This is a genomic window from Streptomyces sp. 2323.1, from assembly GCF_900221035.1.
GTDB lineage: Bacteria > Actinomycetota > Actinomycetes > Streptomycetales > Streptomycetaceae > Streptomyces > Streptomyces sioyaensis.
The window spans coordinates 2,931,172-2,944,560 of the sequence record NZ_LT907981.1; the positions used below are offsets into that span (position 1 = coordinate 2,931,172).

Genomic DNA, 13,389 nt, shown 5'->3' on the forward strand with positions numbered 1-13,389 from the left:
CAGACCTGACGTCTGCGGGGTTCTGTGTTTCCGTGCGCGCGGCGGGCTACTCCCGCACCTCCCCGGACGGTTGCGGCGCCGGGGGCGGCGTCGGTGCGACGGCGAGCGCGGTGGCACCGCGCGGGGCCACCGACATCCGCAGCGCCTGCTCCCTGGAGAAGGAACGGAGGTAGCCGACCACCGTGTTGGTGACCGCCACCAGCGGGACCGCGACGACCGCACCGCCGATGCCGGCGATCAGCCCGCCCGCGGCGACCGAGAGGATCACCGCGAGCGGATGCACCCGCACCGCCCGGCCCAGGATGAACGGCTGCAGGACATGGCCCTCGATCTGCTGCACGGCCAGCACGACCGCCAGCACCATCAGCGCCGTGAACACCCCGTTGGCCACCAGGGCGATCACACACGCCAGCGCCCCCGAGACCACCGCACCGACCAGCGGAATGAACGCGAACAGGAAGATGAAGACGGCGAGCGGAACGGCCAGCGGCACATTGAGGAAATAGAGCCCGATGCCGATGAAAATGGCGTCGATCAGGGCGACGACGACCGTGCCGCGCACATAGGCCGTCAGCGTCCGCCAGGCCCGCGGCCCGGCACCCGCCACGCCCTCCCGGGCCGCGCTGGGGACCAGCTTGAGCAGCCAGTTCCAGATCCGGCGGCCGTCGTAGAGCAGGAAGAGCGTGGTGAACATCGCCAGCAGGATGCCGGTGAAGACCTCCAGGACGACGGTGACGCCCTCCAGCCCGACCGAGGTGATCGCCTCGGTGTTGGCGCCGATCGCGTCCTGGAGGTTCTTGGCGATATGGGTGATCTGAGACTCGGTCACATGGAACGGGCTCTTCAGCAGCCAGCCCTTGAGCTCGGTGATGCCCTCCTGGATGCGGCTGGAGACCGAGTCGATGTTGTCCTGGACCTGCCAGACCACGAACCATCCGACCAGGCCCATGACGACGAACCCGCCGATGAAGGTCAGCGCGGTGGCCGGCCCGCGCGGCAGCCCGCGCCGGCGCAGCCAGCCCACCGTGGGCTGCAGCAGTGCGGTGATCAGCGTCGCCGCGATGAAGGCCAGTACGACCAGTTCGATGGTGGTGATGACCCGGGCGAGCACCCAGAGCGTGGCAGCCAGCACCAGCAGCCGCCAGCCCGCCTCGGCGGCGACCCGGACGCCCCACGGCACCGCGTCGACCGGATCGGGGCGCGCCGCAACGGCCGGGGCGTAGGAGGGCGGCGGAGGAACGGTATCCGGCGGTGCGGGCCGGTCGGCGGACGGCGCGAGCTCGGCCGCGGGGTGCGGCACCCCGTCCGTCGCTTCCGGCAGCTGGGTACGGGGAACGGTGAGCGTGCCCAGCGCACCCTCGCACACCGGACCGCCGTCGGCCGGACCGTCGGCCGCGGGGGCGTCCGCGTGCCCGGCACGCCTCAGCTCTTCCGGGTCGTCGGCTTCCGCCGCGGCTTCCGCGAGCCGGCGCTGCTGCTCCAGCCGCTCCGAGAGCCGCGTCAGACCGGCGCCGAGGCCACCGACCCACTGAGGCAATTTGGACATGTGCCTTCCTCTTCCCCTCCCGCACGCCACAACCTGACGGGCACGACGTTACCTGCGCCGGACGCACGAAACCCCCGACGCTGCCGCGTTCGGGGGTTTCGGAGGTGCGTGGTAGGCCGACGGGCCTAGTACCAGCTGTTGGCCTGCCAGAAGGACCAGGCGCCGCAGGGGCTGCCGTAGCGGTCGTTCATGTAGTTCAGGCCCCACTTGATCTGGGTGGCCGGGTTCGTCTGCCAGTCGGAACCGGCCGACGACATCTTGGAGCCGGGCAGCGCCTGGACCAGACCATAGGCGCCGGAGCCGGCGTTGGTGGCCTTGTAGTTCCAGCCGGACTCGTGGTCCACGATGTTGCTGAAGCACTGGAACTGGTCGCCGGCCATCATCTGGCGCGCGATGGCCTGCGTCTCGGCAATGGTGTACGAGCTCTTGCCGAGCAGGTCGCCCACGTCGCGCGAGGAGGAGCGGGACGCGGCCAGCTCCTTCTTCTTGCGCGCCTCGGCGTCCTTCTTGGCCTTCGCCTCGTCCGCGGCGTCCTTCTTGCTCTTCGCGGTCTCAGCGGCGGCCTTGCGAGCCGACTCCTGTGCAGACTTGAGGGCTGCCGCATCCGCCTGGGTGGACTGGTCGTCCGCCTGCTGCGTCAGGGAAGCCGTCTGCACCTGTGCCTGAGCGCCTGCGGGGATGTCAGCGATCGTCGCGTCGGCAGCGGTCGCCTCGGTGTTGCCCACCGAGGGTGCCTCGTTGCCTGCAGCGACGCCGACCACGGCGCCGACGGTGGTGACCGCGGTGGCGGATGCCACGGCGAATCCCCGGACCGAGATCCGGCTCACACGTTTTCCTTCCAGCATCGCCCGCATAGGTGACCTCGCGGGCGCAATCGTGCCCCTGACGCTGGTCTCCCCTTGTTCCGGACCCGGTTGAGCGGGTGGGACCGGCTGGTCACGGGAGGCACTGGCCCGGTACGTCCCCCTCGGGGTCCGCGTGGTGCTCGGGCGGCATACGGCGACTCGCTATGAAGTTCGATCGTTCTACACCGCTGGGGGTGTTGGGTGCCGTATGCGGGGCCTGACAGGACCCAGACTCTGCCCGAACGGCACGCCGGGAATCAATTCCCCGCTGGGTGTGAAAGCTCACACCCCGTTTACCGTCAAGTATTTTCGGATAACCGCGCACAGCACGGCGCCGCCCGGCTAAGCTCCTTCGCTTCGCCGGGCGGCGCCCCGTTCACAACGGGTCAGATCCTGCCGTCCTCCAGCATTTCGGTCACCAGCGCCGCGATCGGCGAGCGCTCCGAGCGGTTCAGCGTGACGTGGGCGAACAGCGGATGCCCCTTCAGCTTCTCCACCACGGCCACCACGCCGTCGTACCGCCCGACCCTCAGGTTGTCGCGCTGGGCGACGTCATGGGTCAGCACCACCCGGGAGTTGGCGCCGATACGGGACAGAACCGTCAAAAGGACGTTCCGTTCCAGCGACTGGGCCTCGTCCACGATGACGAACGCATCGTGCAGCGACCGCCCCCGGATATGGGTCAGCGGCAGCACCTCCAACATGCCGCGCCCCACCACCTCTTCGATGACGTCCTTGGTGGTCACCGCGGACAGCGTGTCGAAGACGGCCTGGGCCCAGGGGCTCATCTTCTCCGCCTCGCTGCCCGGCAGATAGCCCAGCTCCTGCCCGCCGACGGCGTACAGCGGGCGGAACACCATCACCTTGCGGTGCTGCCGGCGCTCCAATACGGCCTCCAGGCCCGCACACAGCGCCAGCGCCGACTTGCCCGTACCGGCCCGCCCGCCCATCGAGACGATGCCGACGTCCGGGTCGAGCAGCAGGTCCAGCGCGATCCGCTGCTCGGCGCTGCGGCCGTGGATGCCGAAGGCCTCCCGGTCGCCCCGCACCAGCCGGATCCCGCCCTCGGACGTGACCCGCCCGAGCGCCTTGCCGCGCTCGGACTGCAGCACAAGTCCGGTATGCACCGGAAGTTCGGACACTTCCGGCACCTGGGCGGTCTCGGCGGCGAACAGCTCGTCGACCTGTTCCGCGGAGAGGGTGAGTTCGGCCATCCCCGTCCAGCCGGAGTCGGTGATCGCCAGCTCGGCGCGGTACTCCTCGGCCAGCAGCCCGACCGAGGACGCCTTGATGCGCAGCGGCAGATCCTTGGAGACGACCGTGACGTCGTACCCCTCGGCCTGCAGATTGCGCGCCACCGCGAGGATCCGCGAGTCGTTGTCGCCGAGCCGGAAGCCCGCAGGCAGGATCCCGGGGTCGGAGTGGTTCAGCTCGACCCGGAGCGACCCGCCCAGATCCCCGATGGGGATGGGCGCGTCCAGCCTCCCGAACTGCACCCGGTACTCGTCCAGCAGACGCAGCGCCTGCCGCGCGAAGTAGCCGAGCTCCGGATGGTGTCTCTTGGCTTCCAGTTCCGTGACCACGACGACCGGCAGCACGACCTCGTGCTCGTCGAAGCGGGACATGGCGCCTGGATCCGCCAGCAGGACACTGGTGTCGAGGACATAAGTGCGCCGGTCGTTGTCACGGCGCTGCTTGCTGTTCACCACGGTGGGACGAACCCCCTCGGATGAGGTCGGGGTGCGACGGCGTCGCGGGGCGGTGTGCTCCTGGGGCGACCACGCCCCCAGCGACCGCTGGGCGGCGTCCCCAGGACCCCCGGCCATCTCGTGACCGGACCGGGCTCGGACCACCTTGCGCGGGCCGAACGCCGGCCCTCCGCGTCGACCGTGCGGTACGCACGGGCCTCCGTGATGTGCAAAGGGCCTCCCGGGCGGACGACTCCATGCCGTCCGCTGAGATGCGGCGCCCGATGGCTTGTTCCGGACGCCGACCTGGAAGGGATATTCCCTCGAACGCCCGCAGCCATGCCACGGCATATGACGCACGGTCGGTGAACCTTTGGTGACACCTGCCCGCCGGGGTGGCCGGGGTCACCTCAGGGGAATGCTGGGTCAGAAGGGGCCCCGCCGGGGGTTCGTGGGACCGGCGGGGCACAGGACGCCCTACGGAAATATCGGGACGTAAGGGTCATACGGGACGAAAGTGAGAGAGGACTCGAACGGCCCAGCCTGCTGTCCCGTCACGCAGGTACCGGAACGGCGCGCCTAGAAGCCGTAGCGCCGGTGCCGGGCGGCGTAGTCGCGCAGCGCGCGCAGGAAGTCGACCTTCCGGAACGCCGGCCAGAAGACCTCGCAGAAGTAGTACTCCGAATGGGCGCTCTGCCACAGCATGAAGCCGGACAGCCGCTGCTCACCGCTGGTACGGATCACCAGGTCCGGGTCGGGCTGGCCGCGGGTGTAGAGGTGCTCGGAGATCAGGTCGATGTCGACGATCTCGGCGAGCTGCTCGAAGGAGGTGCCGCGCGCGGCGTGTTCCAGCAGCAGCGAGCGCACCGCGTCGGCGATCTCCTGCCGGCCGCCGTAGCCGACCGCGACGTTCACCAGCACGCCCTTGTTGTCGACGGTGGCCTGCTCGGACTCCTTGAGAACCCGCTGGGTGGCGGTGGGCAGCAGATCGCGGTTGCCGACGTGATGCACCCGCCAGCGGCCGTCGGCGGCCAGCCCGCGGACGGTGTTCTCGATGATGCCCAGCAGGGGCTTCAGCTCGGCCTCGGGCCGGTCGAGATTGTCCGTCGACAGCAGCCAGAGCGTGACGACCTCGACATCGGTCTCCTCACACCAGCCGAGCAGCTCACTGATCTTGTCCGCGCCCGCCTGGTGGCCCTGCTCTGTCGTCCGCCCGTCGGCCCGCGCCCAGCGCCGGTTGCCGTCCAGGATGACGCCGATGTGCTTGGGCACCTGGGTGTGATCCAGGCGACCCTCCACCCTGCGCGCATACAGCCGATAGACCAGATTGCGCAGTGCGGGCGGATAAGGGATGCGCATCCCGGAAGATCGCAGCATGTGTGGTCCAACCCCTCCGTACCAATGGCGGTCACCCCCGTCGCCTCAAGGGAGCAACTTTACTTCTCGGCTGTCTCGGCAGCCCAATCAGGTGGTCACAAGTACGTGATAGGGAGATGAGTATGACTGGCACCGACTACCACGCGGCGGAATCCCGCTACGACTCGATGAAGTACCGGCGAACGGGTCGCAGCGGACTCAAACTCCCCGCTATCTCCCTTGGACTCTGGCACAACTTCGGTGACGACCGCACCCTGAGCTCCCAGCGCGCCATCCTGCGCCGGGCCTTCGACCTGGGCGTCACCCACTTCGATCTGGCCAACAACTACGGTCCGCCGCCCGGGTCCGCCGAGCTGAACTTCGGGAAGATCTTCGCGCAGGACTTCCGCCGCTACCGCGACGAGATGATTCTCTCGACGAAGGCCGGATATCTGATGCACCCCGGTCCCTACGGCGAATGGGGTTCGCGGAAATATCTCCTCTCGTCGCTGGATGCGTCGCTGAAGCGGATGGGCGTCGATTACGTCGATATCTTCTACTCGCACCGCTTCGATCCCGACACTCCGCTCGAGGAGACGATGGGTGCGCTGGCGTCCGCCGTCCAGCAGGGCAAGGCGCTCTATGCCGGTATCTCCTCATATAACGCCGAGCAGACCCGTGACGCGGCCGGAATCCTGCGCTCCATGGGCGTACCGGCGCTGATCCACCAGCCCTCGTACTCGATGATCAACCGCTGGACCGAGGACGACCTGCTGCTGGACACCCTCGAAGCCGAGGGCATGGGCTGCATCTCTTTTGCGCCACTGGCGCAGGGCCTGCTGACGGACACCTATCTGCACGGCGTCCCCGAGGGCTCGCGCGCCTCCCAGGGCAAGTCCCTGGACCCGGGCCTGCTGTCCGACGACGTCGTCCGCCGGCTCCGCGGCCTCAACGACATCGCCGCCCGCCGCGGCCAGTCCCTGGCCCAGCTCGCCCTGGGCTGGGTGCTGCGCGACGAGCGGATGACCTCCGCGCTGATCGGTGCCAGCAGCGTCGCCCAGCTGGAGGCCAATATCGCGGCCCTGGACGCCCCCGCGATCACGGATGCCGAGCTGGCCGAGATCGACGAGTTCGCCAGGACGACGGACGGCGTGAACATCTGGGCCCGGCGGTAGCGGCCCCTCGGCCCGTACGCCGCGAGCTCCGCACGCCGCCTTGCTGGTGCGGCCTGCCCGGGCAACAAAAAGCGGGCCGGTCCGTGGGGGGGATACGGACCGGCCCGAGGGGGGGTTTCCACCATAACCCCGCGGACGGGGTGCTGTGTGCACCGGCGCGCGCCGCGGCGTGGCTCGCGGGTGTGCAGGCGTACGGACCCGGTCCTCCCGTGCGCGGGTGCCGGCGGCGCCCCGGCACGGGTACGGCGCGGTCAGGCGGCGGTCGCGGCGGCCCCCAGGAGCAGTCCGCAGAACGCACCGAAGATCATGAAAGGTCCGAGCGGCATGGCCGTGTCCCGCGCGCCGCGCCGGAAGAGCAGCAGCCCGGCGCCGTAGAGCGCCCCGCTCAGCACCCCCGCCGCACCGCCGGTGACCAGGGTGCGCCAGCCGTACCACCCCAGGGCGACGCCCAGCCCGACCGCCAGCTTGACGTCCCCCAGCCCGATCCCCCGGGGATTGACGGCATAGAGCAGGAGGTAGCAGGCGCCGAGCAGCAGACCGCCCAGCAGCGCCCGCCGCCAGGCCCCGGTCTCCCCCGTGAGCCGGGCGGCGAGCCCCAGCGCCCCCGCGCTCACCACGGCCAGCGGCAGCGTCAGCGAGTCCGGGAGGCGCCGGACCCGCCGGTCGACGGCGGCCAGCAGCACCGCGAGCGGCGCCATCAGCAGCCAGGCGACGAGTTCCGGCCGGGGTCCGGTGGCCGCCGCCAGGGCCGCACACGCCAGCGCGGTGACCGTCGCCGTCGGCAGCCCGCCCGGACCGTACGCCCCGCAGTCCCGGCAGTGCCCGCGCCCCAGCCAGCCCCGGGCCGGCCCGGTGATCGCATGCCCTCCGGGACAGGCCGCGCGCCACTCCTCCTCGGGCTCGACGGCCATCCGGTGGGCCGGCCGCGGGATCAACAGCCCGGCCGCGGCCCCGTAGGCGGCGGCGAGAACGATCAACATCAGTGCCACGGGCCGACCTTAGGTCTGTGCGGTGCCCCTGGAGGGCGGGGAACTGATAGAACGCTGTCCGTGACTCCACCCACCGCTGAAGCGGCGGGCTTCCTGCGTCGGCGGCTAGGCCTCCGCGCAGAGGACCAGCCCGGCCCTCTTGAGCACGTTGAGTGCGCCGACGTGGTCGGCGTTGGCGACGTGGCCGCACTGGACGCACTCGAACTTTGCTTGGGTGGTGCGGTTCTCCTTCGCGGTGTGCCCGCATGCGGGGCATTCGCGGGAGGTGTTGCGGGCGTTCACCGGGATCACGCGGCGAGCGGCACTCTCAGCCTTCTGCGCCAGGATTCCGAGGAAGAGGCCCCAACCCGCATCCAGGATGCTGCGGTTCAGCCCGGCCTTCGCGGCGGCCTCGTTCGGCAGGAAGCTGCCGGGCTGCTCGGGGTCGGGTTTGGGTGCGGGCGTCTTGGTCATGCCCGCTGTGTTCAGCTTCTCGTGGCCGATCACGTCGTGCTCACGCACGAGTGCCAGGGCCTGCTTGTGGTGGTGGTCGAGCCGCTGCCTGCGGATCTTGGCGTGCAGCTTGGCGACCTTGCGGGCGGCTGCCCGGTGTTTCTTCGTGCGGCGGCGGGTGCGCTGGGGGAACGTCGCAAGGTGCTGCTGGGCCGCGGCCAGTTCCTCGCCCCTCGTCTGAAGGAAGCGCGGGTTCTCGACGTGCACGCCCTTCGAGGTCGTCAGGAAGTGCGTCACGCCCAAATCGAGGCCGACGATGCTGCCCGTTGCGGGCAGGGGCTCGGCGGGCACCTCGTCACAGGCGAGGACGGCATACCAGCGTCGGCCTTCCCGCTTGATGCTGATCGTTTTGACCCGGCCGCGCACGGGACGGTGCTGGTGCACACGGACGTGCCCGACACCTTGCAGGCGTACGCGCGTCTGGGTGTCGTGCCCGGTGGAGTCCCAGCGGCAGCCGTCCCCGTCCTTGGGGAAGGTCACGGTGTCGAAGTGGCCGACGCCCTTGAACCTGGGGTATCCCGGTGCTTGACCGGCCTTGATGCGCTGGAAGAAGGCTTGGAACGCCTTGTCCAGACGCCGGAGCGTCGCCTGCTGGGAGGAGAAGGACCAGCGGCCCTGACGCTCCGGGTCGAAGGCCCTGATCTCTTTGAGCTGCGCGGACTGATCCCCGTACTTGATGCTCGTCTTCGAGGCGTGCCGCCAGGCTTCGCGGCGTTCTTGAATCGCGCCGTTGTAGAGCGAGCAGTGATCGGCCAGCATCGCCCGCAAAGATGCTTCCTGTCCGGTGGTCGGGCGCAGAAGGAACTTGTAGGCGCGTATCACCCCCGCGCCTCCTCGGCCTTGGCCCGGATCGGTTCCTCCAGCCGTCCCGCGACCCGGCCGCCGAGGACCGGGCGGCGGTACTTCGGGCACCACACCACACGGAGCCCGAGATCGTACACACCGCCGGAGAACCGGCGAACCTTCCTGGTCACAGCCACGCGATCACTATAAGTGCGGCAGAGAGGCAGTACAGGTGAACAGCACAGATCCGTGCACCGAGTTGAGGTCAGAACAGCCCAGAGAAGCCATTCCCCACCCCGCTAAAGCGGGGCGTCCCCTGGCTAGGGCCTGATGGCGCGCTGGAAGAACGGTCCGGGAATGCTGCTGGGCGCACAGGGGGGCATTCCGGTGGAGATCGCGGCCTCCTACCGCGCCCGTGCCCGCGGGCTGTTGGGCCGCGACGGCATCGAGGGGGCGCTGCTGCTGACCCCGGCGAGCGGGGTGCACACCTTCCGGATGCGGTTCGCGATCGATGTCGCCTATCTGAGCCGGGACTTCACCGTGCTGGCCGTCCGCACCATGCGCCCGGGCCGGCTGGGCCGCCCCCGACTCCGCGCCCGGCACGTCCTGGAGGCGGAGGCCGGTGCGATGGCGCGCTGGGGCCTGCGGCCCGGGCTCCGGCTCAGGGTCGAGCCCGCCGGCTGAGCGTGCCGGCGCGGGCACTCCCGCCGGCCGGCGACCGGCGCCGACGGCCCGGTGCCGGATCATGACGCGCGTGGGAAGCTGACCTCGACCCGGCGGTTCTTCTTGCGGCCTTCCTCGGTGGTGTTGTCGGCGATGGGGTACTGCTCGCCGTAACCGCGGATCTGGAAGCCGACGGACGGGCCGAGGTCCTTGGCCAACTCCTCCTGCACCGCCGTGGCGCGCCGCTTGGACAGGACCAGGCCGTGGCCGGCGGAGCCGAGATTGTCGGTGAAGCCGAACACCCGCAGGCTGGTGGCGTGCTGCTTCTTGATCTCGTCGGCGATGGTGCCGATCCGGGAGAGCGCGTCCGAGGACAGGTCGGCGCTGTCCTTGCCGAAGAGGACCTCGGCCTGGAGCGCGAAGGTCACATTGTCGTTGGTGTCCTGGCGGCGCTCGGAGCCGTCGTCGCTCTCCACGATGGACTTGATGTTGAGGACCTTGGACGCGGCGAGCTTGGCGCCCTGGACCATCCGCAGATCGGGGTCGGTGGGGTCGATGTGCACGGGCGGGGCGGAGTCCTCGGTCACGCCCGGCGGGTCGGCCTGGGCGGCGGGCGCCGTCAGCGGCGTGACCAGCAGCAGCGCGACGGCGGCTGCGGTGACGGCGCTGCGCGGCGCCCGGCGGCGTCGGGGCATCTGGGTCGCGGTCATCGGTGCCCGCTCAGTCCGTGATCTGCACGCTGGCCGGCGGCATCGTCGGCAGCTGAAAGTCGACGTCGGTGACCTTGGCGGGGGGCGCCGGGAACTGCGCGAAGACGGGGCGGCTGGCGCCCGGCATCAGACCGCTGAGGCCGGTGGTGCACAGGCATTCGCCGTTGGTGTCGCGCAGCACCAGATACCGCTTCTTGCCCGCCTTGTCGATGAGGGTGGCCCCGGAGATCGAGGAACGGGAGCGCAGCTCGGTCTCGTTGGAGCGCCAGTTGATGGCGTTGAAGGGGCGGTTGCCGTGATTGGCGACCGTGCCGTTGACGGTGACGAAGCCGCCGGAGTCCCGGACCACGGAGTGCAGCGTGACCACCACGCCGTCCGGGCCCTTCATCTCACCGATCACCTTGTCGGAGTCGGCGGCCGGGCTGCCGGGGCCGCCGTCCTTGGGGGCGGTGCTGCGGGCCGGCGGCTTGTTGCCGTCCGACGCCTTCGCACCGCCGCCGTCGCCGCCACCACCGCAGCCGGCCACGACGAGAGCCAGGCCGACAGCGCCGGCCAGGACGGCCGCTCCTCTGGCGGCCTTCGTGGTGCGCCGAATGCTCATGGATGCGATTCCTTTGATCGTCGTCTGGTCGATTCGTGGCTCGGGGTGGTGATCGGGTGCGGGGCCGCGGCCGGTCAATGGGCGAGGCGTACGGAGAAGAGATCGGAGGCTTCCGGGAGGTCCTGGAGGTGGTCGGGGTCGAGGGCCCAGCGCTTGCCGTCGCAGCGGAGCTCGACGGGGGCGTGCCCGGGGTCGTCCTTGCCGCCCTTGCCCTTGCCGTCCGTCCCGTCCGTGCCCCCTTCATCGCCCGTGCCGGCCGTCCCGCCGCCGTCGTCCGCGGGCGCGGCAAGGGTGCAGCGGGGGCCGACGACGGACGTCGCCTCGGACTGCGCATGGGTGCCGCGGGTCATCGGGATGACCGAATTCCCCACGGTCTTGCGGGTGGTGACGGTGACGGCGAACGAGGTGGGCCAGGAGTCCGGGACGCAGCCGGCGCCGGAGACCTCGGCGCCGTTGCGTCCGGCGAACCAGTCCGCGCTCTCGCAGGCGGCGTCGGACGGGGCGCCGCGCCCGTTCAGCAGGTCTTCCCAGGCGGCCCGGTCGGTGACGTAACTCCCGTCGCGGAGACCGTCGAGCAGGCTCTTGGTCAGCAGGTCACGGTACTTCTGACCGGCGGCGAGCGCGGCCGCGTCGGCGGCGGTCTGCGCACCGTTACGGGTGGCCGCCGCCTGGCCGACGGCGAAGAAGGCGAGCGCGAGAAAGAGCAGGCCCCCGACCACAACGATGTAGACGGGAAAGGCCTGCCCGGCATCGCGCCGGCCGCGGCGGGTAGGGCCTGTGAGAGGGGCCGTCACGGCGGTGGCGCCGGCGCGGCTTAAATGCCGACGACGTCGGAAATCTTGTTGGCGATGGCGTTCGCGATCTGGCTGCCGAAGTCCGTGGTCGACAGGACCAGGACGATCGCGACCACCACCGCGATGATGCCGAGGTACTCGATCGAGGTCTGTCCCCGGTCGTTCCCCAAAAACCGCTTCGCCATCGTGTTCCCCTCCATGGGCGGCCGGACCGCTCTGGTCCGGCTGGTCTGCCCCCGTGGTGCCGGCGCGTTCGGGCCCGCGCGTGACACCAGAAAAGTACGCCGGAACAGCGTTCCCGGAACAGGGATTGCCAACCCCGTCCTGATTCCGGAACGCGGACGACAGAGACAACGGCACATTTTGGCCACTCCCTCGCACCCCGTCCACCCCCGCTCCCCCTCCGGGACCCTGCCCGCTGCCCTGCCCGATGTGGACTGCCCATGTGGACCGTACGGCCCGACCGCACCATAGTGCGCGCGCAATCGTAAGCCCACCCACTGTGACACAACTCGTTGCTGGTGCGAAGGAGTTGAGGAGAAGCGAGGCGGGAACCACACTCATCCGGCCGGGCGCTACGCCCGACCGCGCCGGAGTGCGCCCCGGCGCGGCCCGGTGTGCGGCACCGGCACGACGAGTCCCGCGCCGGGGCCCGCCCGCCCGAAGATGTGCAACCGCAAGGACGGACCGGCGTGGCGGCGGTCGGGGACGGTGTCGGCGGGGAACGAGGCCGAGAGGGCGGAGAGGGGCGCGCCGGGGAGCGCCGGCGCGGGAACGCCGGGCCCGGCCCACCGGCGCCGGGCGGGCGGGAGCGGGGCCCGGCCGGGCGTCCGCGTCCCGGCCCGGGGCCCGGTCACTTCCCCACCAGCGAGCCGAAGTTGGTGCCCGAGCCCAGGAAGAACCCCGCGATGAGCAGGATCATCGTGGCCGGGACCATGAAGGTGGTGACGACCATGGTGGCCTTGGGGACCGCGCGGGCGGCCCGGCGCCGGGCGTTCTGGGCGTCGGTGCGGCGCATGTCGTTGGCGATCTGGATCAGGGTGTCGACGATCGGCGAGCCCAGCTCCTCGCCCTGCTGGAGCGCGGTGACGAACTGGGCGACCTGTTCGGAGTCGTTGCGTTTGCGCAGTTCCTCGAAGGCCGCGCGGCGGCTGACGCCCATGTCCATCTGCCGCAGTGTGATGCGCAGTTCGTCGGCCCACGGGCCCTCGTACCGCTCGGCGACCCGGTCCAGGGCCTGACGGAAGCTCAGGCCGGCGCTGACCACGACGGCCAGCACGTCCAGAAAGTCCGGAAGAGTGCGTTCGATGGTGTCCCGGCGCTGCCGGATCGCGGACCAGATGCCGACCTCGGTCCAGAAGAGGCCGAAGAGCACCATCAGGATCCCGAGCAGCGGCTGACCGCGCAGGAACATCACCAGCGCGCCGAAGAAACCGAGGGCCCCGTAGACGGCACGGCGGGCCGCATAGCGGTCGACGGTCAGCCCGCCCGGGTTGCCCGCCAGATCGATCCGGCGGCGGATCCGGGCGGTGCGCCGGTCGCCCATCAGCCGCAGGACCAGCGGGGCCCAGCGCATCCCGGCGCGGTCCACCGCCGACCCGACGACCGTGGTGCGGGTGGCGCCGACCTCCAGGGACAGCGCCAGGTCGGGCGGCAGCCGGGCCTCCCGGCGGTAGAGCGCGACACCGCAGCAGACACCCACGACCGACAGGGCGAAGGCGAAGGCCAGCAGGATTCCGATTGCCAT

At 70.5% G+C, this 13,389-nt stretch carries 13 protein-coding genes and 1 pseudogene; 2 read left to right on the forward strand and 12 right to left on the reverse strand.

The genetic code is table 11. The features are described from left to right. Positions 1–46: 46 nt before the first annotated feature. The 4 genes from CPH93_RS12015 to CPH93_RS12030 all read right to left on the reverse strand — a co-directional run bounded on the left by CPH93_RS12015 (position 47) and on the right by CPH93_RS12030 (position 5,438). A complete protein-coding gene (locus tag CPH93_RS12015; RefSeq protein WP_096212810.1) occupies positions 47–1,546 on the reverse strand; it encodes an AI-2E family transporter in 1,500 nt (499 codons plus the stop codon). A 125-nt stretch (positions 1,547–1,671) separates the two neighbouring features. After that, positions 1,672–2,373 (reverse strand): transglycosylase SLT domain-containing protein, encoded by a 702-nt coding sequence (locus CPH93_RS12020; protein ID WP_093484910.1) that lies wholly within the window; start codon positions 2,371–2,373, stop codon positions 1,672–1,674. 404 nt (positions 2,374–2,777) lie between these two features. After that, complete coding sequence (locus CPH93_RS12025) at positions 2,778–4,100, reverse strand: PhoH family protein (RefSeq protein WP_093484909.1); 1,323 nt, start codon at positions 4,098–4,100, stop codon at positions 2,778–2,780. Positions 4,101–4,658: 558 nt separating this feature from the next. Next, a complete protein-coding gene (locus CPH93_RS12030; protein WP_096212811.1) occupies positions 4,659–5,438 on the reverse strand; it encodes an isoprenyl transferase in 780 nt (259 codons plus the stop codon). Between the two features lie 140 nt (positions 5,439–5,578). Between CPH93_RS12030 and mgrA the strand changes: the two genes are divergently transcribed. Then, a complete protein-coding gene (gene mgrA, locus CPH93_RS12035) occupies positions 5,579–6,610 on the forward strand; it encodes an L-glyceraldehyde 3-phosphate reductase (protein WP_093484908.1) in 1,032 nt (343 codons plus the stop codon). Between the two features lie 251 nt (positions 6,611–6,861). Here the strand turns inward: mgrA and CPH93_RS12040 are convergent, their stop codons facing one another. From CPH93_RS12040 to CPH93_RS12050, 3 genes and pseudogenes are all read right to left on the reverse strand, one after another. Continuing rightward, positions 6,862–7,590, reverse strand: coding sequence for a prepilin peptidase (locus CPH93_RS12040; protein ID WP_096215400.1), 729 nt, complete (start codon positions 7,588–7,590; stop codon positions 6,862–6,864). 114 nt (positions 7,591–7,704) lie between these two features. Next, positions 7,705–8,913, reverse strand: a complete 1,209-nt coding sequence (locus CPH93_RS12045) for an RNA-guided endonuclease InsQ/TnpB family protein (RefSeq protein WP_096212813.1) — start codon at positions 8,911–8,913, stop codon at positions 7,705–7,707. An 8-nt stretch (positions 8,914–8,921) separates the two neighbouring features. After that, positions 8,922–9,071: pseudogene (locus CPH93_RS12050) on the reverse strand (transposase); the annotation flags it as partial. A 160-nt stretch (positions 9,072–9,231) separates the two neighbouring features. On the opposite strand from CPH93_RS12050, the gene CPH93_RS12055 reads away from it, so the two are divergent. Beyond that, positions 9,232–9,558: a DUF192 domain-containing protein gene (locus CPH93_RS12055; RefSeq protein WP_096212815.1), complete on the forward strand. Its 327-nt coding sequence runs from the start codon at positions 9,232–9,234 to the stop codon at positions 9,556–9,558. Between the two features lie 59 nt (positions 9,559–9,617). Here CPH93_RS12055 and CPH93_RS12060 read toward each other — a convergent pair whose 3' ends face one another. The 5 genes from CPH93_RS12060 to CPH93_RS12075 all read right to left on the reverse strand — a co-directional run bounded on the left by CPH93_RS12060 (position 9,618) and on the right by CPH93_RS12075 (position 13,389). Beyond that, positions 9,618–10,247: an OmpA family protein gene (locus CPH93_RS12060; protein WP_093484905.1), complete on the reverse strand. Its 630-nt coding sequence runs from the start codon at positions 10,245–10,247 to the stop codon at positions 9,618–9,620. Positions 10,248–10,257: 10 nt separating this feature from the next. After that, positions 10,258–10,848 carry a hypothetical protein gene (locus CPH93_RS12065; RefSeq protein ID WP_096212817.1) on the reverse strand — a complete coding sequence of 197 codons (591 nt, stop codon included), beginning with the start codon at positions 10,846–10,848 and terminating at the stop codon, positions 10,258–10,260. A 74-nt stretch (positions 10,849–10,922) separates the two neighbouring features. Further along, positions 10,923–11,642, reverse strand: a complete 720-nt coding sequence (locus tag CPH93_RS12070) for a pilus assembly protein TadG-related protein (protein ID WP_096212818.1) — start codon at positions 11,640–11,642, stop codon at positions 10,923–10,925. 20 nt (positions 11,643–11,662) lie between these two features. Beyond that, positions 11,663–11,827, reverse strand: coding sequence for a hypothetical protein (locus CPH93_RS36145; protein ID WP_006603411.1), 165 nt, complete (start codon positions 11,825–11,827; stop codon positions 11,663–11,665). A 668-nt stretch (positions 11,828–12,495) separates the two neighbouring features. Further along, positions 12,496–13,389, reverse strand: a complete 894-nt coding sequence (locus CPH93_RS12075) for a DUF5936 domain-containing protein (RefSeq protein ID WP_093484901.1) — start codon at positions 13,387–13,389, stop codon at positions 12,496–12,498.

Coding starts and splice junctions, on each gene's coding strand:
- CPH93_RS12015 (WP_096212810.1), bottom strand. CDS start 1,546: ATGTCCAAATTGCCTCAGTGGGTCGGTGGCCTCGGCGCCGGTCTGACG.
- CPH93_RS12030 (WP_096212811.1), bottom strand. CDS start 5,438: ATGCGCATCCCTTATCCGCCCGCACTGCGCAATCTGGTCTATCGGCTG.
- mgrA (WP_093484908.1), top strand. CDS start 5,579: ATGACTGGCACCGACTACCACGCGGCGGAATCCCGCTACGACTCGATG.
- CPH93_RS12040 (WP_096215400.1), bottom strand. CDS start 7,590: ATGTTGATCGTTCTCGCCGCCGCCTACGGGGCCGCGGCCGGGCTGTTG.
- CPH93_RS12055 (WP_096212815.1), top strand. CDS start 9,232: ATGCTGCTGGGCGCACAGGGGGGCATTCCGGTGGAGATCGCGGCCTCC.
- CPH93_RS12060 (WP_093484905.1), bottom strand. CDS start 10,247: ATGACCGCGACCCAGATGCCCCGACGCCGCCGGGCGCCGCGCAGCGCC.
- CPH93_RS12065 (WP_096212817.1), bottom strand. CDS start 10,848: ATGAGCATTCGGCGCACCACGAAGGCCGCCAGAGGAGCGGCCGTCCTG.
- CPH93_RS36145 (WP_006603411.1), bottom strand. CDS start 11,827: ATGGCGAAGCGGTTTTTGGGGAACGACCGGGGACAGACCTCGATCGAG.
- CPH93_RS12075 (WP_093484901.1), bottom strand. CDS start 13,389: ATGGCAATCGGAATCCTGCTGGCCTTCGCCTTCGCCCTGTCGGTCGTG.